At 42.5% G+C, this 20,913-nt stretch carries 22 protein-coding genes and 3 pseudogenes; 16 read left to right on the top strand and 9 right to left on the bottom strand.

What is annotated here, in order from left to right; all coding sequences use genetic code 11:
• The first annotated feature begins 64 nt into the window (after nucleotides 1-64).
• From PV763_RS04720 to PV763_RS04710, 3 genes are all read left to right on the top strand, one after another.
• The gene (locus tag PV763_RS04720) at nucleotides 65-1,075 is read left to right on the top strand and encodes an esterase/lipase family protein (RefSeq protein WP_336018022.1); all 1,011 of its coding nucleotides are present in this window, start codon (nucleotides 65-67) and stop codon (nucleotides 1,073-1,075) included.
• Nucleotides 1,076-1,160: 85 nt separating this feature from the next.
• Nucleotides 1,161-2,132 (top strand): esterase/lipase family protein, encoded by a 972-nt coding sequence (locus PV763_RS04715; protein ID WP_420937443.1) that lies wholly within the window; start codon nucleotides 1,161-1,163, stop codon nucleotides 2,130-2,132.
• A gap of 134 nt (nucleotides 2,133-2,266) precedes the next feature.
• Nucleotides 2,267-3,235: an esterase/lipase family protein gene (locus tag PV763_RS04710; protein WP_420937442.1), complete on the top strand. Its 969-nt coding sequence runs from the start codon at nucleotides 2,267-2,269 to the stop codon at nucleotides 3,233-3,235.
• Nucleotides 3,236-3,758: 523 nt separating this feature from the next.
• On the opposite strand, the gene rplS is transcribed toward PV763_RS04710, so the two are convergent.
• From rplS to rpsP, 4 genes are all read right to left on the bottom strand, one after another.
• Complete coding sequence (gene rplS / locus PV763_RS04705) at nucleotides 3,759-4,133, bottom strand: 50S ribosomal protein L19 (RefSeq protein WP_004281205.1); 375 nt, start codon at nucleotides 4,131-4,133, stop codon at nucleotides 3,759-3,761.
• Nucleotides 4,134-4,318: 185 nt separating this feature from the next.
• On the bottom strand, nucleotides 4,319-5,053 hold the full coding sequence (trmD, locus tag PV763_RS04700; RefSeq protein WP_004281202.1) for a tRNA (guanosine(37)-N1)-methyltransferase TrmD: 735 nt from the start codon (nucleotides 5,051-5,053) through the stop codon (nucleotides 4,319-4,321).
• Between the two features lie 28 nt (nucleotides 5,054-5,081).
• Nucleotides 5,082-5,630: a ribosome maturation factor RimM gene (gene rimM / locus PV763_RS04695; RefSeq protein ID WP_004281200.1), complete on the bottom strand. Its 549-nt coding sequence runs from the start codon at nucleotides 5,628-5,630 to the stop codon at nucleotides 5,082-5,084.
• Nucleotides 5,631-5,660: 30 nt separating this feature from the next.
• The gene (rpsP, locus tag PV763_RS04690) at nucleotides 5,661-5,918 is read right to left on the bottom strand and encodes a 30S ribosomal protein S16 (protein ID WP_407595277.1); all 258 of its coding nucleotides are present in this window, start codon (nucleotides 5,916-5,918) and stop codon (nucleotides 5,661-5,663) included.
• Between the two features lie 395 nt (nucleotides 5,919-6,313).
• Between rpsP and PV763_RS04685 the strand changes: the two are divergent.
• Nucleotides 6,314-6,884: pseudogene (locus PV763_RS04685) on the top strand (IS5 family transposase); the annotation flags it as partial.
• 257 nt (nucleotides 6,885-7,141) lie between these two features.
• Here PV763_RS04685 and PV763_RS04680 read toward each other — a convergent pair.
• A pseudogene (locus PV763_RS04680) lies at nucleotides 7,142-7,309 on the bottom strand (type IV pilus modification protein PilV); the annotation flags it as partial.
• A gap of 271 nt (nucleotides 7,310-7,580) precedes the next feature.
• Between PV763_RS04680 and PV763_RS04675 the strand changes: the two are divergent.
• The 6 genes and pseudogenes from PV763_RS04675 to PV763_RS04650 form a co-directional block, all read left to right on the top strand.
• Nucleotides 7,581-7,716, top strand: a pseudogene (locus tag PV763_RS04675) (pilus assembly FimT family protein); the annotation flags it as partial.
• A 38-nt stretch (nucleotides 7,717-7,754) separates the two neighbouring features.
• Nucleotides 7,755-8,066 carry a hypothetical protein gene (locus tag PV763_RS04670; RefSeq protein ID WP_407595284.1) on the top strand — a complete coding sequence of 104 codons (312 nt, stop codon included), beginning with the start codon at nucleotides 7,755-7,757 and terminating at the stop codon, nucleotides 8,064-8,066.
• Nucleotides 8,042-8,500 carry a Tfp pilus assembly protein FimT/FimU gene (locus PV763_RS04665; protein ID WP_407595276.1) on the top strand — a complete coding sequence of 153 codons (459 nt, stop codon included), beginning with the start codon at nucleotides 8,042-8,044 and terminating at the stop codon, nucleotides 8,498-8,500. The genes PV763_RS04670 and PV763_RS04665 overlap by 25 nt, the downstream gene beginning before the upstream one ends.
• Entirely contained in the window at nucleotides 8,481-8,906 is a 426-nt protein-coding gene (locus PV763_RS04660; RefSeq protein WP_407595275.1) for a type II secretion system protein J, read from the top strand. Before PV763_RS04665 ends, PV763_RS04660 begins: the two co-directional genes overlap by 20 nt.
• Nucleotides 8,907-8,923: 17 nt before the next feature.
• The gene (locus PV763_RS04655) at nucleotides 8,924-9,586 is read left to right on the top strand and encodes a PilW family protein (protein WP_407595274.1); all 663 of its coding nucleotides are present in this window, start codon (nucleotides 8,924-8,926) and stop codon (nucleotides 9,584-9,586) included.
• 17 nt (nucleotides 9,587-9,603) lie between these two features.
• On the top strand, nucleotides 9,604-11,121 hold the full coding sequence (locus tag PV763_RS04650) for a hypothetical protein (protein ID WP_407595273.1): 1,518 nt from the start codon (nucleotides 9,604-9,606) through the stop codon (nucleotides 11,119-11,121).
• An 88-nt stretch (nucleotides 11,122-11,209) separates the two neighbouring features.
• On the opposite strand, the gene ispH is transcribed toward PV763_RS04650, so the two are convergent.
• On the bottom strand, nucleotides 11,210-12,160 hold the full coding sequence (gene ispH, locus PV763_RS04645; protein WP_407595272.1) for a 4-hydroxy-3-methylbut-2-enyl diphosphate reductase: 951 nt from the start codon (nucleotides 12,158-12,160) through the stop codon (nucleotides 11,210-11,212).
• Between the two features lie 133 nt (nucleotides 12,161-12,293).
• Between ispH and gmk the strand changes: the two genes are divergently transcribed.
• The 5 genes from gmk to PV763_RS04620 all read left to right on the top strand — a co-directional run bounded on the left by gmk (nucleotide 12,294) and on the right by PV763_RS04620 (nucleotide 16,469).
• Nucleotides 12,294-12,917 (top strand): guanylate kinase, encoded by a 624-nt coding sequence (gene gmk / locus PV763_RS04640; protein ID WP_004281187.1) that lies wholly within the window; start codon nucleotides 12,294-12,296, stop codon nucleotides 12,915-12,917.
• Between the two features lie 76 nt (nucleotides 12,918-12,993).
• Nucleotides 12,994-13,275, top strand: coding sequence for a DNA-directed RNA polymerase subunit omega (rpoZ, locus tag PV763_RS04635; protein ID WP_004281186.1), 282 nt, complete (start codon nucleotides 12,994-12,996; stop codon nucleotides 13,273-13,275).
• A 214-nt stretch (nucleotides 13,276-13,489) separates the two neighbouring features.
• Nucleotides 13,490-15,595 carry a RelA/SpoT family protein gene (locus tag PV763_RS04630; RefSeq protein ID WP_005108527.1) on the top strand — a complete coding sequence of 702 codons (2,106 nt, stop codon included), beginning with the start codon at nucleotides 13,490-13,492 and terminating at the stop codon, nucleotides 15,593-15,595.
• A 75-nt stretch (nucleotides 15,596-15,670) separates the two neighbouring features.
• Nucleotides 15,671-16,054, top strand: a complete 384-nt coding sequence (locus PV763_RS04625; RefSeq protein ID WP_004644973.1) for a RidA family protein — start codon at nucleotides 15,671-15,673, stop codon at nucleotides 16,052-16,054.
• A 220-nt stretch (nucleotides 16,055-16,274) separates the two neighbouring features.
• Complete coding sequence (locus PV763_RS04620) at nucleotides 16,275-16,469, top strand: bacterioferritin-associated ferredoxin (RefSeq protein WP_004644972.1); 195 nt, start codon at nucleotides 16,275-16,277, stop codon at nucleotides 16,467-16,469.
• Nucleotides 16,470-16,632: 163 nt separating this feature from the next.
• On the opposite strand, the gene PV763_RS04615 is transcribed toward PV763_RS04620, so the two are convergent.
• Entirely contained in the window at nucleotides 16,633-17,694 is a 1,062-nt protein-coding gene (locus PV763_RS04615; RefSeq protein WP_420937441.1) for an RNA-guided endonuclease InsQ/TnpB family protein, read from the bottom strand.
• Between the two features lie 231 nt (nucleotides 17,695-17,925).
• On the opposite strand from PV763_RS04615, the gene bfr reads away from it, so the two are divergent.
• The gene (gene bfr, locus PV763_RS04610; RefSeq protein ID WP_005265547.1) at nucleotides 17,926-18,390 is read left to right on the top strand and encodes a heteropolymeric bacterioferritin subunit Bfr; all 465 of its coding nucleotides are present in this window, start codon (nucleotides 17,926-17,928) and stop codon (nucleotides 18,388-18,390) included.
• Nucleotides 18,391-18,440: 50 nt separating this feature from the next.
• Here bfr and PV763_RS04605 read toward each other — a convergent pair whose 3' ends face one another.
• Together PV763_RS04605 and tfpZ are read right to left on the bottom strand one after the other, a co-directional pair.
• A complete protein-coding gene (locus PV763_RS04605) occupies nucleotides 18,441-20,075 on the bottom strand; it encodes a Wzy polymerase domain-containing protein (RefSeq protein WP_420937440.1) in 1,635 nt (544 codons plus the stop codon).
• Nucleotides 20,076-20,163: 88 nt separating this feature from the next.
• On the bottom strand, nucleotides 20,164-20,898 hold the full coding sequence (gene tfpZ / locus PV763_RS04600; RefSeq protein ID WP_174894147.1) for a TfpX/TfpZ family type IV pilin accessory protein: 735 nt from the start codon (nucleotides 20,896-20,898) through the stop codon (nucleotides 20,164-20,166).
• Nucleotides 20,899-20,913: the final 15 nt, after the last annotated feature.

The following is a 20,913-nucleotide window of genomic DNA, read 5'->3' as shown; positions in this document are numbered from 1 at the left end:
CTTGCGACACTCTACAAAAAGCAATGATTGCTTGAATAACGATAAAATTTAAGAAGGGACAGCTATGTATACTTTCAGCAAGACAGCCCAGTTACTGACTGTGGCTTTAGCGACCACTATGGGATTCAGTTTTTCTGCACAGACTCAGGCTGCAGCGAGTGCAACACAAGTCATCGAAAAGAGCCGGTCTGACTATGCCAAGACCAAATATCCGATCTTGATGGTGCATGGCTGGCTAGGCTGGTCACGCATTGGCACCGATAGTATCGGGCTGGATTACTGGTATCAGATTCTGCCAGATATGGCACGTAATGGCTCAACCGTCTTTGCGGCACAATTGTCTCCAGCAAATACAACGGCGCATCGCGGTGAACAACTAGTTCATCAGGTTGAAGAGGTTGTGGCAATTACCGGCAAGAAAAAACTGAATTTGATTGGTCACTCTCATGGCGGACCAACAGTGCTGTATGTTGCAGCGACCCAGCCGCAGTATATCGCCTCTATTACCGGCGTTGCAGGAACCTACCATGGCTCCAAAGTGGCAGATGATATTCAGAACAATAGCCTGACGCGTACCGCCTTTAACATTTTAGGTGATTATATTATTGGTCCATTGATTGCACTGGGTCAGTTTAAGCCTGAACTGGAAATTGATTTTGATGCTTCCATGAAATCCCTGAGCCAGACCGGTTCAAATACTTTTAATGCCACAGTGGCACAGCAGGTGGTCAAAGATGGCGTATTGGCTTCTACAGAAAACTGCAATAAAAATTTAAAACAGAAAGATAGTAAAGGCATTCATTATTATTCATGGACGGGTGTGGCCCAAGCCACCAATGCCCTGGATATTGATACGATCCTGATGCAGCTCGGCCCTTTATCTTATGGCAGTAAAGACAATGATGGCATGGTTTCACGTTGTAGTGCGTTCATGGGCAAGGTGATTCATGACCAGTACAAACTCAATCATACGGACTTGGCCAATATGATGTTTGGTCTGAAAGGCGTGTTTGCACCAGATCCGGTCGCCCTCTACCGCCAGCATGCCAACCGACTCAAATTAGAAGGTTTATAACCCCAGAGTGCCTGTATTTTCAGCTGAAATATAGGCTTTTTTTCTGGTTCTTTTTATTTGACCTATCCGCGATCGGGAAGCTGCAATGAAAAAAATAATATCTTACTTAAGCTTTTTGCTACTGGTTTCCCTATTAACTGGCCCTGTGCAAGCCTCGGCATTACAGGAATATAAAAGCAATTTTGTCCTCTCGAGTTATGCCAAGACAAAATACCCGATGGTCTTTGTTCATGGTTTTGGTCTAGGTTTTAACCGGATTGGAACAGATCACATCGGTTTAGATTATTGGTATCAGATTCCCCAAGACCTGAGCCGGCATGGTGCATGGGTGTTTTCTGCCGAATTGTCTGCTGTTGCGTCCAATGAACTGCGCGGTGAACAGCTCTTGATGCAAATTGATGAAATACTGGCACTGACGGGCCATAAGAAAGTCAATCTGATTGGGCATAGCCAAGGTGGCCCAACAATTCAATATATCGAGGGCGTTGCACCGCATAAAGCCGCCTCTTTAACCGCCATTGCCGGGGCGATGCAAGGCACCCCGGTTTTTGTCAATGCCAGCCAGACGCCACTGCTTGAACCCTTTATCCATGCCATTGGTACAATTTTGGGCCACAGCATGAATCTGGTTACAGCTAACCAGTATCCGGTCAGTATGATCGAAGCACTGCAAGCCATGAATCCAGAGGCGATTCAGGCCTTCAATGTGAAATATGGCTCCTCTGCCATTCCCAAAGACTGTCAGTCTCAGGGCAGCAAACTTACACCCAATGGAATTTACCACTATTCCTGGATGGGCAACCGGCAGACGACCAATCCGCTGGATGCGATTGAATCTACAGTTGTGACTTTAGGTAGCAGTTTCCTGAAAGGAGAAGCCAATGATGGTGCCCTGCCACTGTGTAGCGGACGCTATGGCCAGATCATTCGTCAGGACTATGCCCATAACCATTTTGATGAAGTAAACCAGTTTTTCGGTATTTTGGGCCCTTTTGCGCAGGATCCGATCGCCCTCTATCGCCAACATGCCAGCCGGCTCAAACTGCAAGGCTTATAAATCACTTATTTTTATGAATAGATCATCTCTATTAATTAAAAAAACTTAGGAAACTGAGTCCCTGCTGCAGAGGGGGACTTTAGACAACCGGATGAGGATCATCCCGTTAAAACAACAAAAGTGAGGAAAATATAATGAAATTCGGAGCATTCATCACCGGCCTGCTGCTGGCGGGTACATGCCTCAGCACTCAGGCATCCACCCAAGCCAGTCAGGTCACAGCAAAAGCCAGTTCACAATATGCCAAGACCCAATATCCAATTGTCTTCGCACATGGTATGGCAGGCTTTATCCGGGTCGGTACCGACCAGTTTGGACTGGATTACTGGTATCAGATTTTACCGGATCTGGCGCGTAATGGCGGCAATGTCTGGGCAACACGTGTCTCACCTTTTAACTCCTCAGGAATTCGGGGTGAACAACTTTTAGAGCAAGTCAAAGAAATTCAGGCCATTACCGGTGCAGACAAAGTCAATCTGATTGGTCATTCCCATGGCGGCCCGACCATTCGTTATGTCGCAGGTGCAGGGAATGGAATAGTCGCTTCCCTGACTTCTGTCGGTGCTCCGCATAAGGGCTCCCCGGTTGGAGACCTGATCCTGCAAGCAGAAGGTACACCGATACAAGGGCCTTTAGTCGGTGGTATCAACCTGGTGTCTAAGGCCATCACCTGGGCACAAGGGTTGGATCCGAACAGTTTCCCGCATGATTCTCTGGCCGGTGGTAGCAGCCTGACCCTGGCAGGATCCGCTCAATTCAACCAGAAATATCCGCTCGGTATGCCGACTACCACCTGTGGTGAAGGTGCATATCAACAAAAAGGTATCTACAACTATTCATTCACAGGTGTAGGCCAAGTCACCAACCCGCTCGATCCTGATTCAGCACTTAAAGTTACAGCTTTACTCATTGATGGCGGCAAGGAAAATGATGGTCTGGTCTCCCGCTGTAGTGCCAAATTCGGTAAAACCATTCGGGATAACTACAACTGGAACCATCTGGATGAAGTGAACCAGTTACTCGGGTTAAAAAATATCTTTGCTCCAGACCCAGTCGATGTTTATCGCCAGCATGCCAACCGCTTAAAACTGCAAGGTTTATAGAGCTACACAAGCCTCTATTCATCCAGAGGCTTTTCTATCTTATTTTTCGCTAATTTTTTTCTTAAAATTTACTTGCTAATCATGATCAAACTGCATATAAAATATTCATCAAATATAAAAAATAAGTGTGAAATAAAATAAATGCAGATACGTTCTATAGAAATCAAAAACAAATTTAAAAGAACCTGCCCCCTGCTGCAAACGAAAAGTCATTAATCCTTTTCAATTTAAAAAATATGAGCCTTATTATTGCCCCTCTTGTCATCGACATATTATCGCAAATGTATGGATCAGTATTTTACTGGCTATCACACAATGTTTTATTTGCATTCAACTTTTTAATGCAGGATTCCCGTCTTGGGGATATTTTGTATTATTCCTGATGTTTATTCATAAAATTTTCTTGGATATTTTTGATGCTATGATCTTGCCTTTTCAGGAACATTTCGAATAAATCTACATAAAAATTAGGCATAAAAAATACGCCCAAAGGCGCATTTTTTTACTCGTATAAAGCTTAAAATTAAGCTTTAGTTTTACGAGCTGGTAATTTTTCACGAATACGTGCAGCTTTACCAGACAATTCACGTAGGTAGTAAAGTTTAGCACGACGAACGTCACCACGACGTTTCACTTCGATACCAGCAACGATTGGAGAGTGAGTTTGGAATACACGCTCAACGCCAACACCGCTAGAAATTTTACGTACTGTGAACGCAGAGTTCAAACCACGGTTTTTCTTAGCAATTACAACGCCTTCGAACGCCTGTAAACGCTCACGGTCGCCTTCTTTTACTTTAACTTGAACAATAACTGTATCACCTGGTGCAAAAGCAGGGATGTTTTGTTTCAATTGTGCGTTTTCAATTACTTGAACTAAAGGATGCTTACCGCTCATGGGGTATCTCCAATATGTGCGAGTCAGAAGAGGTCTGATCATCGCTGGGTATAGAGGCTAAAGCGCATACACCCGATTATCTTTCCCTTTATGGTTGACCATCTCAACCATAAAGAGCCTATTAAAGAATACTTAAATAATTTTAAGTACTTGCTTGAAGACAGAAATGATCACTCATCAATATCTTACAAATCTTTTAGCCATTTTTTCTGCTGCTTGGTCAACTCGACTTTTTCCACCAACTCTGGGCGGCGTTCAAGTGTACGCTGATATCGCTGCAAAAACCGCCATTTTTCAATATTGGCATGATGCCCGGACTTTAACACCTCAGGCACATCCAAACCTTCAAAATGATCTGGCTTGGTATATTGTGGGCAATCTAGAAGACCATCCACAAATGAGTCTTGCACGTGTGACTGTTCATCAGACATGGCACCCGGAAGTCTCCGGATAATACTGTCCAATAAAACCATCGCAGGCAGTTCACCACCCGACAAGACGTAATCTCCAATTGACCATTCCTGATCAACGTATTGCTGGATCAAACGTTCATCGACGCCTTCATAACGTCCGCACAGTACGATGATTCCGTCATATTTGACAAAATCCTGTACCGCAGTTTCGTTTAAGGTTTTTCCTTGCGGTGACATATACACCACAGGAACCTGAACTGCACCCGCTTGCCTTGCAAGCTCTTTGGCATGCTGGATTGCTTTTGCGAGAGGCTCAGCCATCATCACCATACCCGGACCACCACCGAATGGACGTTCATCCACGCGTTTATAGTTGCCCGTCGCATAATCGCGAGGATTGATGCAATGAATTTGCATCAACTCACGTTTTGCTGCGCGCCCGCTAATCCCATAGGCTGTAATCGCTTCAAACATTTCAGGAAAAAGCGTAATGACTGCAAAAAACATCGCAGACTCCCGTATTTCCGAAAAATTCTTAGTAGTCTACGCCCCAATTGACGTAGATACGACCAGCTTCAAGATCAACGCGTTGCACCACATCTTTATGCCATGGGATCATTCGCTCTTCGCCATCGATGCTGTCGGCAGTTGCGCGAACCACCATCACATCGTTAGCACCTGTTTCAAACAGCTCAAAAATTTGACCGAGATTGACTTCTTGCTCTTCATCGTCCAGACCTAACACAGTTAGACCTTTTAAATCAGACCAATAGTACTCATCTACGCCTGCTTGAGGCAGTTGCGATTTAGAGATCCAGACATTGGAGCCAACCAGTTCGTCTGCGCCAGTGCGATCACTCACACCTTTCAGCGAAACAACCAGGCCTTTACCATGTGGTTTCCAACGTTTTACATCGACAATTTGCCAACCTGCTTTGGTCTCAATGTACCAAGGCAGATAGTCAAATATGTTGCTCATAGGTTCTGTATTGGAATAGACCCAGAGCCACCCATTTAATCCATATGCTGAACGCAACTGTCCAATCTGAATACGATCTTCGGGAACATTCTGTGTTGGTGTCATGGGCAAGCTACTACCTAATTTATATAAAAATTATGCAGCAACTGCAGCTTTCTTAGCTTGAGCAGCTAAAGAAGCAACACGATCAGAAGGTTGAGCACCTTGAGAAACCCAGTGAGCAAAACGTTCAGCATCTAAACGAAGTTTCTCTGCTTTACCTTGCGCTGTAGGGTTGAAGAAACCGATACGTTCGATGAAACGACCGTCACGTGGATTGCGGCTATCAGTTACAACGATTTGATAGAATGGACGCTTTTTAGCACCACCGCGAGTAAGACGAATAACTACCATGATACAACCTTATAGTTTTTACGGATTATCCCTGTACCGACCATCGATACATTTCAAACCCCTTTCATAGAGGGCAGTATTTTACGCGAAGTTTGCCCTGAATGAAAGATCTAAACGTATTTATCCGCAGGTTTGAATTTATTTTAGCAGCCGTCCCAGTTTAAGGTTGCGGAGGGCGTACAAGCCCTACTATTATTCTTGTCAGAACCTGGGAGTCAACATCGTTCACCATGATAATTCAACACCAAATGCCCATTTCCTTCTTGGGCAGAGCCTGTAACGGCTTTGTTTCACAAAGCTGTCCGTAAGGTCTGATTCAGCAATATAATTCTCAGATGAATAAGCCTACACCTAAAATCTATCGTACAACCAATTAGTCTTATTACAACCATGTTTTGATCAATCGAGGAAATCTCTCGATCTGTTTTGATCCCAATACCCAATGGTATGCCCAAGCAAAAGGCAAACATGGTCGAAATCAAACCTATTCCGATACCGCCATTCAATGCTGTTTGATGATAAGTCCTTATTTCGATTATCTTTCCGTATGATCACAGGCATTGTGCAAAGTGTCATTAAAACTTTGTGAATTGGACTACGCTGAACTACACAACAATTTGCGGACGACAAAAGCATATTGATATTACGATCAGCTATCAAAAAAGCAAAGATGGACTTCACCTACTTGTTGATTGCGCAGGTTTAAAGTTTCTGGGTGAAGGTGAGTAGAAACGCAAGAAACATCAACCTGAATATCGTCGACAATAGCGTAAGCTGCATATTGGTGTCTATGCTAAAACACTTCAAATACGGGCAGTTCAGCTCACTACAAACAATGTCAGTGATTCACAAGTACTTGGTGATTTACTTGATCAAATACCACAAAATGAGCAAATTGATTTCGTCTATACAAATGGAGCTGATGACACGAAAAAATGCCCACAGGTGATTTCAGATAGACAGGCATAAGCAGAGCCATCGGTACAATCATTTGCTACTGTACCATCCATTGCATTGGTCTCCCCCATGCTACATATAAACAATTTCGACCGTCATTATTTGCTGCACATGGCAACATATTTACGATTATACCTAAATGGGCTACTTTCTGCGTTACCTGCGCCACATCAAAATCAGCCAAAGCGGCTGCACTGAAAAATTACGCATACAGTCACTTATAAATGTCGTTTGATTTGCCACAGTAGAGGTTTTTATTTTATAGCTTAAAAACCATGCCTATTTGCACGCATACGTTCTGCCAAATCACAAGCAATATTCATGCATTCTACACGATGAATAGCTTCGGATGTCTCTTCAACAACCAGACATTTCAAGGCAATAAAGCCGAGAATACTAATCGCCAACACCGATAATGCCACCAATATTTCGACTAAACAAACTCCTGTTTAAGCTGATATTTTTTTCATACACGAGTTTCTCCTCACAACTTTTTAAATTGTTTTTTTAAGTTTTAATCTTTGATCGTTTTTTTTAATTCATGTACAGCCAACCATTTATCTCTATTTTTATCTCGTTGGTCACTTTTATTCTTTTGTTTATATCTAATTAATTTACACTCAAAGTTAAGATAAATTTTTTGTAATTATGGACATTCATTCAATGAAAAAAGATTGCCCATTCAATATATTTTTTTTACGTCCTATGACTCAAAAATCCTTCGTGTTAACTCAAACACAGTCTAAAAAACACTCAGGATTCACACTCCTTGAACTGATGGTGACGGTTGCCATTATTGCTATTTTGGCGGCAATCGCATTACCTTCATATTCAAGCTATGTTACCAAATCTAAGGCCAAAAGTGCAGCTTCTGATCTGGTGGCGCTCAGCCTTGTAGTCGAAAGAAATTACCTCAGAACTTTAGCCTATACTGCACCCTCTCCAAACCCAACCACAACGACCGCAGAAACTAAAACCTATGCTACAGATTGGCAACCATCAGCGGATAGTTTTGATTATACAGTAAGTGGCACTATGAACAGCGCCACCCCTCCAAAAATGACAGGATACACCTTAACAGCAACAGGAAAAACAGGAACTCGAAATGCTGGTTGCACGTTAACGCTCAACCAAGCCAACACGCGTACCATTAGCGGAGGTACAACATGTGGCGGGATGTCATCATGGTAAAACAACATGGTGTATCGCTCATAGAGCTACTCATTACAATTGCGCTATTGGGTCTATTGGCCACCAAAGTTATGCCTTTAGGGCAAGCATGGATGGCCAATACAAACATCAGCAATGCGGAAAAACTCTTAGTTGAAGCTTTGGGCAAAGTACGAAATGAAGCTTTACAGAACCCTGAGGGTGTTATTGGTGCGACTACCGCAGCGGCAACCCTTAAAATTAACAATACTAGCAAAGAAATAACGGTTGAAAATGCCAAAGCCACTCCTGTCGTTATTTGGAAAGCTAAAATACCTGCACCAGTGACTATCAGTCTTAGCCCGACTGGCTGCACCACTCCCTTACAATTCAACAATAACGGTCAAAATATCTCGACGTGCACAGACTATACGATTACAGCGAATGGAGGCACAGATGCGACAGCTAAATTATAAGCATCCGTTTTCAAAGCAACGTGGTGTGACACTGATTGAAGTTCTCATTTCCATTTTTTTAATGGCAATTATTGGATTGGGAAGTGCTTTTATTGCTGCACGTACAGCAGTGATTCATCGTGATCAAAATGTGCATTTACACACCATTAGCCAAATGCGCAATCAACTGGAATCTTCACAGTGCATAACGGCTGGTACAAAAACCATCACCGTAGCATCCACAAATATCAACCTAGATTGCACCTACACAGAAGGCTCTTATACCGTCGCAGCCTATGGCAGTGGTGGTGGTATCGCATCAACAACTACTGGGGAAATAAAAGTGAAATTCCCAGCATTAAAAGTTCAAAACAACACCAACAATAACGCATTTGTTCCAATCCCAGCAGACATTAAACCTTATTAAACAAGGGAGGAAAAAATATGAAAACTTTAAACTTCTCCCAAAAGGGTGTCTCGCTGATTGAACTGCTCATTGCTATGACATTGGCAATTATTATTGTGTTAGCGATGTCTCGGGTTTTTATCACAACAGGGAAATTGACCGCAGAATCAAGTTTAGGCGCAGGTACAGACAGCATGCTAATGTTGGGACTGATTTCCATTGACAAAATGATGCAAAGCATAGGATATGACTCTGCCACTCCTTTGGTTTATGGTACCAATTTTGCTGTTCGAGCTGCAAATGGAACGCTCATTACAAAAGGCACTGCTGGCCCTATATTTGTTTGGAAATCAGGTGCGATTTGCCAAGCCCTTGCCAATGAAACTGATGGTTTAAATCTATATTCGAGTTATAGCTGTTCAGAGGCAATAGTCCCAAGCACAGGGGCAACCAAAACTTTATTGATGCCGATTAAAAGCGCAAACACCACAATTAAAAATAGCAACAACCGTATAGGTGAGTTCGAGTTTAAAGTCAGTGATGCAACGAATTGCACACCATTCGGCATTATCAACTCAAATCCAGCCGTCAGCGGTCTTGTGGGTAAATTTACCATTGAAGTGACTGCATATAGTTATGCGGCAAGTAGTGATAGTGTCGCTAGACAAATTCGCAACACCACCTGTCTACTGAACCCATAACAGCAAGGAGAACTAAAATGAAAACAAAGGGTATTCATAAAAAAATCAATATGAAACGACGACAGTCTGGCATCACATCTTTGCTATTTATTTTGCTAGTGGGAATGACTCTAACCGTTGCAACGATTGGCTACGTGGCTTCCGTAAAGACCATGCAATCGAGTGCGGTAACCACGCATGCACAAACTCAAGCTCAAATGCAGACTATGGTCGGTTATCAAGCCTTATCTGAGTTTTTAAAAAGTTCAAATATGGATATGGCGAAAATAGCCGCAACCACCACAGGCACGGTTACGTCTACGACAGGTACAGTCATTAACTACAACAAATCCCCAAGCTGCCCCTCTGGAATGGGGAATTATTGCTTTGATATTATAGGCGAAAGTGGCGGTGCCAAAGCCATTTTACGCGCCTTGTTTAAAGTCACCGATACGGTAACAACGAGCACTGTAACAGGGTCGATCTTTGCGAGTGGATTGAAGGTTTTCGGAAGTGCAGAATTTAGTGGAATAGTAGGAGACAATGTATCAATTGCCGTTGGTGGTGCTAATGCTGGTACAATTACAGGAGGTGGAACTGTCAGAAATATTACGGTTACTACATATTTAGGCGGAATAAATATTCCTGATGCAATGAGTTTGAAATCAGATGCCAATTATATTTTTGAAAAAAGTCCGGCTGGAGCTGCTATCTGCTCTAAAAATAACTTATCAGGTACAAGCAATATTACAACAAAAACATCAATCACATGCCCAAGCGGTGTGTCATTGAGCCGCGGTGTGTGGACGTTTGATAGTTCAGCTGCACAACTAGCGGGGATTACTTGGTTTGATGGCGATGTCAATTTAACGATGAAAAAAAAGAATGATCAAATAGCGAGCAACGCATACACTCGGAATGATGATATAATTAATACTATTATTGCAACAGGAACAATTAAATCTGTCCAGCCTAACGGTAATCAGCACGGTGCAGAATTCCATGCATATGCTCCATATCACTATCTGTTAGAAGCGAATGATGCAAATATTCTAGCTCGTTTAAATAAAGTCTGCCCAGCAAACAATTATCCAACACAATACTGCAAACCACATGATGCAATTCTGCGCGATAACCTTAGTACTGCTGGCAAGCCCGTGGGCTATAGCACAATGGCCTATTTTAACGCCAATAAAAGTCAATTTATTAAAGACATGGATTCATATCCTGCCAACTTAGCAAATATACTCTTATTAACCGATACAGGATTCGAATTTAACTCATCTCCAGGGGCACCAATGTTCCTATACGGAAATATGATAGGGTCTAGAGGTGCTGGAGGCACAGGGTCAGCATCAGGAAAATTCGTCGGTAATGCCAATATTAATGTTTTTGGTAATATTCTAGTAACTGGCGACCAAACAACCGATATGACTCAAGACCCCACCCAAATGGGAGGGAATGTGAATGTGACGTTAGGAAAAGCCAAAGGTGGAGGCAATACAATTCCAACCTCTGTCAAATCAGTCACACCAGCCTCTATCAGTTATCCATAACAACATAAAAAATGCCTCTGTTATTAGAAACATGGGGCACTTTTTATTCGACTAATTTTGTTTATTTTCAGACAAATCTATTCATGCCTTAAGCCTGAGTTACAGGAATACGTAACTCTTTCGGTAAACTAAAGGTAATGTTCTCTTCACGACCGGCAAGCTCTTCAGGTGCAGTTGCCCCCCAGTCCTGCAAACGGTGAATCACCTGTTTAATTAAAATTTCCGGAGCAGATGCGCCGGCAGTCACACCAATTTTCGTTTCAGGATTAAACCAGGCCTGATCCAGTTGATCGGCATTATCAACCAGATACGCCTGTTTGCCCATGCGCTCGGCCAGTTCACGTAGGCGGTTCGAATTCGACGAGTTTGGCGACCCGACCACCAGCACCACATCACACTGATTGGCCAAGTCACGCACCGCATCCTGACGGTTCTGGGTGGCGTAGCAAATATCGTCTTTACGTGGGCCTTGAATCAGCGGAAATTTCTGGCGAAGAGCATCAATCACTTTCGCTGTATCATCAATTGATAAAGTGGTTTGCGTGACAAAAGCGACTTTTTCAGGATTGCGTACAGTTAAAGCGGCGACATCTTCTTCATCTTCAACCAGATAAATCTCACCACCATTTTTTTTGTCATATTGCCCCATGGTGCCTTCAACTTCGGGATGGCCCTCATGACCAATCAGGATCGCTTCTACACCTTCACGGGCATATTTCGTCACTTCAATGTGTACCTTGGTGACCAACGGACAAGTCGCATCAAAAACCTTTAAACCACGACGTTCAGCTTCTTGTTGTACGGCTTTAGAAACACCATGTGCGCTAAAAATCACGATATTATCGTCAGGAACTTCGTCGAGTTCATCGACAAAAATCGCACCGCGCTGACGCAAGTCATCGACCACAAATTTATTATGCACCACTTCATGCCGCACATAAATCGGTGGGTTAAAGCATTCTAGGGCACGGTTCACGATCGCAATGGCACGATCTACACCAGCACAAAAACCACGTGGGTTGGCTAAAACAATTTCCATAGAATCCTCAATACTCACACCATTTTTAGCGGTTCAATTGAAATAAATGTAAACAATCGACTGACAACTATTTAGTTTAAAGCCGCTCTACTCTAAAATAGAGAAGATATTTTATCATATCAGGAAAAATATCATGTCGGGTCTCTTGTTTGTCGTTTCTGCAGCGTCTGGAACAGGCAAAACATCCCTTGTTAAAGCCCTACTTGAGCGTGTCAACAATCTTCACGTTTCTGTGTCACACACTACACGCGGTCAACGACCTGGCGAACTCGATGGCGTACACTATCATTTCTCCAATAAAGAAGATTTTTTAAATCTGGTCAATGAAGGTGGTTTTATCGAATACGCTGAAGTATTTGGTAATTACTACGGTACTGCGCAAGCCACAGTCAAAGAGCAACTGGCCAAAGGTCATGATGTGCTACTGGAAATTGACTGGCAAGGTGCGCAACAGGTTCGTCGACTTTTTCCTGAATCTAAACAAATTTTTATCTTGCCACCAAGCCAGTTCGACTTGCGTGAACGCCTGTCTAACCGTGGTACTGATGCAGTGGATGTGATTGAACATCGTCTAAGCTGCGCGGTAGAAGATATGCAACAATATAGCAACTTTGACTATATCATTATTAATGACGACTTTAATAAGGCGTTGCATGACCTTGAAGCGGTGATTATTGCCAATCGTCTGGTGCTTAGCCAACAAGCCAACCGTCATGAAAAACTGATTCAGAAACTGATTACGCCGACTGAGCAGTGATTAAAACTTGAGTCTATAGACAAAGCCTTTTATACTGTGCAGTCTGTTAAAATTTATTATTCAAACGAGAATTCTTATGGCACGCGTCACCGTTGAAGATTGTTTAGACCATGTAGACAACCGCTTTGAGCTTGTACTAGTGGCAAGCAAGCGCGCGCGTCAATTGGCACGTCAAGGTATTGAACCAACTGTAGAATGGGACAATGACAAACCGACTGTTGTTGCTTTACGTGAAATCGCTTCAGGTCATGTATCAAAAGACATTTTGAAACAACGTGATCAAGACTATCAAACATCAAGCTTGGATCTTGCACTTTCTGCAAATAATCTAAACTTAGACGGTTTTTCTTTCCAATAAGAGATCGTCACTCAAAAAGCCTAGTTCTAAACTAGGCTTTTTTTGTTATGTGACTTTTATATTTATGCCAGAACGGTTATAACATAAGGGTTAGCTATCAAGTTTGTATTGGTTTTCTGCTCGCTAGCAGCCAAAAACTATCAAACCAGGAAATTCACATTTCTAAAGCGCTTTCACGTTTTATTTGTAAAAAATTCAGTTGAAAAGGTGTTTTATGCCAGGCCCACAGGTCAGTCAAGCCAAGCAGCAGTTAGAGATCATTATCGATGCGTATTTAAGTGAAAGCGATGTCGAACGTGTGCTTGCGGCCTGTGATTATGCAGATATGGCGCATGATGGGATTGTGCGCAAAAGTGGTGAACCTTATATTCTGCATCCGATTGCAGTCAGCTGTATTCTGGCGCATATGCGTCTTGACCCTGAAACGCTGATGGCTGCCTTACTGCATGATGTGATTGAAGACACCGACTTTAACAAAGATGATATTACTGAGACTTTTGGTTTTACTGTGGCCGAGCTGGTCGATGGCGTGACCAAACTGAGTCATTCTAGCGATAAAGAATATAATAAAGCCGCTTCATTCCGGAAAATTCTACAAGCGACTCTACAAGATCCACGTGTCATTATTGTGAAACTGGCCGACCGCTATCACAACATGACCACTTTGGATGCACTACGTCCGGACAAACGTGCGCGTATTGCCCGCGAAACCTTTGAAATTTTTGTCCCAATGGCACGTATTGTCGGCATGAATGAAATGGCCGACAATCTGGAACATTTGTGCTATCAGAATCTTGATCTGGATATGTACAATAACGTTCAGACCGCACTACAGGAAACCAAGCCGAAACGCTGTGAATATCAGGCCAAATGGGAAAAGAACTTGACTGAACTGCTGCAACAGCATGCCATTCAAGGCCGGATCAAAAAGAAAAACAACAATATTGAGCTACTGCGCCACTTCGTCAAAAATGATATCGACCTGCAAGAGCTGACGCATAGCCATGCTTTTGAGATTATTTTACAGAGCATCGCGGACTGTGACCGACTGGCAGAAATTCTGACCCAAAGCTTTAAAATCCAGAGTTATGAAGATCATATCCGCCGTCCATTACCGGGAGGCAACCAGTCCTTGATGATGCGCTTGAAAGGCGAAGAGACGACCCTGTCGCTCACCATTCAAACCGAACTGATGCGTAAAGCAGCACGTTTTGGCGTCGTGCTCGGTGAAAGTGCCCCGCAAGCCTGCCGCTCTGCGATTCAGGCATCAATGCAGAATCTGAATGTACTGGTGGATGGCGAATGTGCCAAAACCACATTCAGTGAATTACTGGACTATTTACATCAGGAAAAAATCTGGGTCTATACCCCGCACGGCCATTTACATGAATTGCCGCAAGGCGCCACGGCGGTCGACTTTGCTTATGCCGCGAGTTTATTCCTAGGCAACCATGCCGTTGGTGCAAAAATTAATAATGAAACTAAACCACTGTCAACTCCTTTAGTCAGTGGTCAGGTAGTCGAGATCATTACTGATGTCCTCGCCACCCCGAATCCGGATTGGCTCAGTTTTATTAATACCCAGAAAGCCCGTCGTGCTATTCAGAATATTCTGCGCGATCAAGATCCAGATGAGCAACGTCTGGTCGGACAACAGGCACTTAATCGTGCACTGAAACTCTTCCATCGTTCTATTCGCGATCTCACTGAAGCAGACTGGAAAAACCTCTTGGAATGGCGCCATGTTTCCAGCAAAGAACAGCTCTTTGAACAGATTGCAGTCGGTGATTTATTACCGCAACTGGTGGCCAACCATTTATTTGCCCAAGATCAACATCAGAATATTGCCAGCTCAGACCGTCTGATTCAGGGAACGGAAGGTGTCGATGTCAAATATGCACATTGCTGTAATCCTGTGCTGGGTGATCCGATTCAGGGTCATTTGACCCGTCGCGGTTTAATTGTGCATCGTGCACGCTGTCACAACCTGCTGCATGAACAGCATCAGCATCCAGAAAATATCATGCTGTTACAGTGGACCTCGGATGATCTGGAAGATATCAGCTTTACTGCCTATCTTAGCATTGACCTGGATATGAATGACGAGCAGATTTCCGACCTGATTTACCAATGCCGTAAAGCGCATTCCGGGGTAGAAATGGTACGTACTCAGGATGACAAAACCTATGTCAATATCGTGGTGCATAACCGTAAACAGATTGCACAGATTATCCGGGATTTACGCATGTATTTCGGTTTCCCACGAATTATCCGTCTAGCTCAGCCCGTCGTTTTCAGTGAAGCCTCTAAAGCGAGTTGATCATTTAAAACGATAGTGCTTTTATCGGCCGAATTGATCGAATATGATGTATGTCGATGATAAAAGGAGAAATTAATGTCCCGCCAAGTAATCCATACTGAAAATGCCCCTGCTGCGATTGGTACTTATTCGCAAGCCATTTTAGTGGGTGATACCTTATATCTATCAGGTCAAATTGGTCTGGATCCTTATAGTATGGAACTGGTTGAAGGCATTGAAGCTCAAATTCGCCGGGTATTTGATAATTTAAAAGCAGTCTGTGAAGCAGCCGGTGGTTCTTTGGCAGATATCGCCAAACTGAATATTTTTCTGACCGACTTATCTCACTTTCAGCTGGTCAATCAGATTATGGGCGAGTATTTTGCCCAGCCCTATCCAGCACGTGCTGCTTTAGGTGTCGCAAGCCTGCCTAAAGATGCTTTGGTTGAAATGGATGGTATTGTCATCATTAATCAATAAGTTATAAAAATCACTCAATCCCCGCCCCGCAATATCTCATTCTAAATCACGAATCACTTTTGTGTGGAAATCCGAGCAGTACTCGGATTTCCGCTCAGATGATGCTTTTTTATCTAAATCATCAATCGTGATAAAAGCTATTTCAAATGATTTTTATTGACAAACGATAACAATTATCAATAATATTACTTATCTTATTTAATCACTGTGGTTGTGTCCTATGTACGTTTGTCTATGCCGTGGCATTACAGATCAAGACATTAAAGATGCTATTGCAAATGGCGCTGAAAGTTATCGTGATGTCCGCGATATGTTGGACTTGGGAACTTGCTGTGGCCGCTGTGCACCAGAAGCTCGTATGATCATCAGTGATGAAGTTTCACAAATTGCAGCACGGCTGGCCGTTGCAGCATAAATTTAGAAAGATTTCTCCCTATAAGCATAATGAAAAAAACAATGATCTTTGGTCATTACTCCTCCCCCGCCTTTGACTCTGGCGGGTTTTTATTGTCATTCATCTGAGTTCGGATCGATTCGATGTCGATTTTCATTTGCTGTTCCTTGACATCCTCACCTCTCTAAATAGAGCTGATTCCTCCTGCGAGACGCTTATGCCCAAGCGCAAGTATGTTCTTAGCACTATTCAAGTCCCGATCCAGAACACTTGAACAGTTTTCACATTCCCATACTCTTATTCGCAAATCTGCTCTACCTTTCGGACTGCTTGCAGTGACCTCACCACAGCACGAACACATTTGGGTTGTGAAACTTTCACTAACTTCTTCAAACCATACTCCTGCGTTCTCGCATTTATACTTGAGCATGGTCTTGAATGCTGAAAATCCGGTATCCAGAACAGACTTCGCCATCTTGGTTTTCACCAGTTTTTTCGCACTCAGATCGCCTACAACAATTAGTGCATTTTTCTTTATAAGCATCGTACTTGCTTTGTGCAAATGGTCTTTACGACAGTTTGCAATCTTGGCGTGTAATGCACAGACACGTTTTCTATTTTTAGCTCGTTGAGCAATCCCTAATTTCTGTTCATATTGACGGTAGAACTTGGGATTTGAAATTATCGTACCATCCGAACAAGTGGCTATATCCTTTAAGCCCAGATCAATCCCAATCAAATTAGTCGCAGTCGATTTCTCAATTTTAGGGCTATTCACAACTAAGCAGACATACCAGCGGCCACGCGCATCCTCGACAAACGAACCAGTCTTGATACTGTAATTTGACAGTCCATAGCTATCCCATATTTTAAACTGATGCTTGCCATACTGGATATGGCCATCAGCATACTTGATTGCTACTTTCTTAAAGGGTATCCAACCTAGTGATCTTCTGGCTGATTTCTTATGACTGACCCGCCATTTTAGTTTGGTCTTCTTGAATTGCTTTCTGCGTATGACTAATTCTTCGGTAACAGCCTGAATGGTTTGACTATGTAACCCACAAAGCCTAGATGTACCTTTCGTATATTCAGCAATATCGTAAGCACTGAGAAATTCACCTTTTCTTTTAAGGTGTTTAAAGCTTAAATCATTGACATAATTCCAGACGAAATTCACTTCAGATGCTAATTGCTCTAATATCTTAGAATGTTTATCTTTAATGCGTAATTTAAGTGTTTTCATGCGATTATTTTATCAATGAAAATAACCAATAGAATATCCAAAGTTAAAAATGTTAATTTGAAACGACATTTCATGTCGTATGGCTTAGGTCACTCATTTATATCCCTGCCTTGAAAACGAGGTTTTACGTTTGATTTGATAAATTACTCGCCATTTGCCCCTGACTTGCTTTACTATCAGGATTAGAGCGCTTTCTTAGAAAGATAAAACAGGTCCAAATGGAGTTATGCGATGAAAGGCAATCGTGATGTGATTAATCAGCTCAATCAGGTGTTGTATCACCACTTAACTGCCATTAACCAGTATTTCCTGCATTCGCGCATGTTTAATGACTGGGGCATTGAGAAACTGGGCTCGGCAGAATATAAAGAATCCATTGTTCAGATGAAACATGCCGATAAAATTATTGAACGTATTTTATTTTTGGAAGGTCTGCCGAATTTACAAAATCTGGGCAAACTGTATATTGGTCAGCATACTCAAGAAGTGCTGCATTGTGATGTACGCAAAGTCAAAGAGAATATTGAAGTCATCCAGAAAGCAGTGGCATTGGCTGAAACCCAAATGGATTATGTGACGCGTGATCTGGTTCAGGAAATCCTAGAGAAAGAAGAAAACTATCTGGACTGGACCACAACACAAATTGATTTGATCGAAAGCATTGGCATTGAAAACTATATTCAAAGTCAGCTCTAAACTTAAAATTAAGCCAAGAAAAAGCCAGCATCTGCTGGCTTTTTTTGTATTTAGCGAGACATATCCTGCGTTAATTCCTCATAACTCATTTCAGTTTTCTGAATGGTCTTTAAGCGTTGCAGCTGATGCTTGGCCTCAGCCTCGTAGCCATTAAAAGCTAAGAGTTTGGCATATTTGATCAGGTTATATTTGGTTGGATAGCTCAAGACCATTTGTTCACCTTCCTGAATCTGTTCAACAGACGCTTTGCTATAAGGATTTAAACGAATCCAGCCAATGCGATGATTAAACTCGGTCAGCAGATAGATCGGTTTTTCATTGGTGATTTTTTCCTGCTGCTTTTCATAACGAATACTTTGTCCGAGTTTTGGTACTGCAACGTCATAATCCCGATAAATCACAACCAATAAAAGCAACCCGACAGCGAAAATGAATTTCATGCCGATTGATGGCATAACCACTGTTTTAATTTTTGGATTTTGTGCCAGAACCGTACCCAGAATAAAACCGACTGGCAGCAGGAAATAGGCATAATGCTGTGGAAACTCAAACATGGCATGTGTCACAAAAGCCCCGATCATCAAGATCCCGATGACAGACTCTGGCGTATTCACCCAGCGCTGCAACTGAAAGCCTAAATAACCAAAATATGCCAAGAAAGGCAGACCGATGATCAGTCCATTCCAGAGCAAAAAATCCAAAATAAAATTATGCGCACTTCGGATCCATACCGGGCCCTGCACCGTATCACTAATTGAAACAAAAGCGACACTGGTCTGATACCAGCCATAACCAAACCATGGCTGGGCCTGAATTGCAGCCAGCATTTGCTGCCAGATGGCGAGTCGTGACATATCCCCCGTGGCACGAGATACTACATCACGGCTTTGCACCACTTGGGCATCCATGACCTGAGTCGCCAGCTGACTGAGTAATGGAAAAGCGACAATGCAGGAAGTAAAAAAGATGAACCATGCTGTGCTGTAATACCATTTCAGGCGAATGATCCCTTTATATTGGTATAACGCCAGATAAAGCATAATCGCGATCGCAGCCACCCATGCAGTACGGGACTGGCTTAAAGCCACACCCATGACAATAATTGCCGCACATGAAAATAGCCATCTGGTCTGGATTTTTTTCTTTTCATACAGATAAAGGCAGCTCATCAAGGCCATGACCAAAAAAGTCGCCATATTGTTTGGCTGGGCGAAATTGGCATAAGGGCGCTGATTAGCACTGATATTGACCATACCTGGCAAGACTGAATCCAGATTCGTCCACTGACACAAGGCAATTAAGCCTGTAATGGTGCCTGACACCAAGAATACATAGCTTAAATGGGTAAAAGTCTCTTCCCTGTTATTTTTCCCTATAGATAAGTTATAGCCCAAGACACTCGCTAGCCAGAAACTAAACACATAAATGACTGTCATCATGGCGGTACTGAAGAAAAATACTTGTCCCAGAAGAAATTGGACTAAAGGAATACAGGCCAGCAACAGCAATGGCAGACTCACTGCTGGAATTTTGAGTTTTTCTTTTAGACAGATGGCAGCAAGCGCGAATAAAGCGAAGAAGGCATAGAGTTCACCGGTATAGGTAACCCAGGGACGGTAATGAATAGGTATGAGCCATGCAAGGGAGATCAGGATTGCTGCGATGAGGGCAAGCGTGAATTTCATGGAAATATCAGGCAGTAGAAGTTTGGCACATGATAAACAAAAAAGCAGATTAAAGGGTAATCTGCTTTTTAAGCGCTGTAATTTTTATTTAGTCCCAAGGCCGTAGATCAACGATTTTGATAACTTCAGCTTTTTCTTTATTTATTAAAACAACCATATCTAGTGCATTAGCTTTTAATGGCAACCATGAATCTACTTGAGGATAATTTTTCAAAATATTTTCGACTTTTTCTCTTGAGTTGTATTTTTCCAGCTCTTTTAAAGGCAAAGCTCTCTCTTGTATTTGACTTTTTGCTTTAGATAACGAAACATAACGCTCCGGTCGTTGTGCAATAGAAATACCACCCAATACTTCTGTAAACATATCATTCTGATGTTGATGAGTACTCACGGCTGATTTTACTGCAACAAACTGTGGTTTGCTCCATGAAACGTGTTGAAATTGCGGCTGGGTCTGATCAATATTGTCTAAAATAATGTCATTTTTACGTACAAGTTCAAAACGATCTGCATGAAATACCAACCATGCTGGACGACCCTGTTCAATACTAAATATCCCATAACATAGGGCCGCAATTTGAATAATGATAATTACGCTTAGGTCAAATTTAAGTGATTTTTTTCTCTCCTTATATACTAATAAGCCTAAGAGTGGTCCGATAATCACATCGATTGCCAACAGCATTAAAAAGATATGGGTCACGCCAACAGCATTAGCGAGTGGAGAAGGATACCAAATGAAAAAAACTAAGCTCACTACCAATAATGCAATAAAGAAAGAAATAGATAAATGGCCTAGGAAAAATTTTAGACGTTTTGACATTTTTTATATCTACTT

This window comes from Acinetobacter sp. AS5 (genome assembly GCF_048957595.1).
Classification (GTDB): Bacteria; Pseudomonadota; Gammaproteobacteria; order Pseudomonadales; family Moraxellaceae; genus Acinetobacter.
Note: the sequence above shows the minus strand (reverse complement) of the source record. Positions and strands in the feature narration are given on the sequence as shown.

Coding starts and splice junctions, on each gene's coding strand:
- trmD (WP_004281202.1), bottom strand. CDS start 5,053: ATGTTTTTTGCAGTCATTACGCTTTTTCCTGAAATGTTTGAAGCGATT.
- gmk (WP_004281187.1), top strand. CDS start 12,294: ATGTCGGGTCTCTTGTTTGTCGTTTCTGCAGCGTCTGGAACAGGCAAA.
- rpoZ (WP_004281186.1), top strand. CDS start 12,994: ATGGCACGCGTCACCGTTGAAGATTGTTTAGACCATGTAGACAACCGC.
- PV763_RS04710 (WP_420937442.1), top strand. CDS start 2,267: ATGAAATTCGGAGCATTCATCACCGGCCTGCTGCTGGCGGGTACATGC.
- PV763_RS04665 (WP_407595276.1), top strand. CDS start 8,042: ATGTGGCGGGATGTCATCATGGTAAAACAACATGGTGTATCGCTCATA.
- PV763_RS04650 (WP_407595273.1), top strand. CDS start 9,604: ATGAAAACAAAGGGTATTCATAAAAAAATCAATATGAAACGACGACAG.
- ispH (WP_407595272.1), bottom strand. CDS start 12,160: ATGGAAATTGTTTTAGCCAACCCACGTGGTTTTTGTGCTGGTGTAGAT.
- PV763_RS04605 (WP_420937440.1), bottom strand. CDS start 20,075: ATGAAATTCACGCTTGCCCTCATCGCAGCAATCCTGATCTCCCTTGCA.
- PV763_RS04715 (WP_420937443.1), top strand. CDS start 1,161: ATGAAAAAAATAATATCTTACTTAAGCTTTTTGCTACTGGTTTCCCTA.
- tfpZ (WP_174894147.1), bottom strand. CDS start 20,898: ATGTCAAAACGTCTAAAATTTTTCCTAGGCCATTTATCTATTTCTTTC.
- bfr (WP_005265547.1), top strand. CDS start 17,926: ATGAAAGGCAATCGTGATGTGATTAATCAGCTCAATCAGGTGTTGTAT.
- PV763_RS04620 (WP_004644972.1), top strand. CDS start 16,275: ATGTACGTTTGTCTATGCCGTGGCATTACAGATCAAGACATTAAAGAT.
- PV763_RS04660 (WP_407595275.1), top strand. CDS start 8,481: ATGCGACAGCTAAATTATAAGCATCCGTTTTCAAAGCAACGTGGTGTG.
- rimM (WP_004281200.1), bottom strand. CDS start 5,630: ATGACACCAACACAGAATGTTCCCGAAGATCGTATTCAGATTGGACAG.
- rplS (WP_004281205.1), bottom strand. CDS start 4,133: ATGAGCGGTAAGCATCCTTTAGTTCAAGTAATTGAAAACGCACAATTG.
- PV763_RS04630 (WP_005108527.1), top strand. CDS start 13,490: ATGCCAGGCCCACAGGTCAGTCAAGCCAAGCAGCAGTTAGAGATCATT.
- PV763_RS04720 (WP_336018022.1), top strand. CDS start 65: ATGTATACTTTCAGCAAGACAGCCCAGTTACTGACTGTGGCTTTAGCG.
- PV763_RS04625 (WP_004644973.1), top strand. CDS start 15,671: ATGTCCCGCCAAGTAATCCATACTGAAAATGCCCCTGCTGCGATTGGT.
- rpsP (WP_407595277.1), bottom strand. CDS start 5,918: ATGGTAGTTATTCGTCTTACTCGCGGTGGTGCTAAAAAGCGTCCATTC.
- PV763_RS04655 (WP_407595274.1), top strand. CDS start 8,924: ATGAAAACTTTAAACTTCTCCCAAAAGGGTGTCTCGCTGATTGAACTG.
- PV763_RS04615 (WP_420937441.1), bottom strand. CDS start 17,694: ATGAAAACACTTAAATTACGCATTAAAGATAAACATTCTAAGATATTA.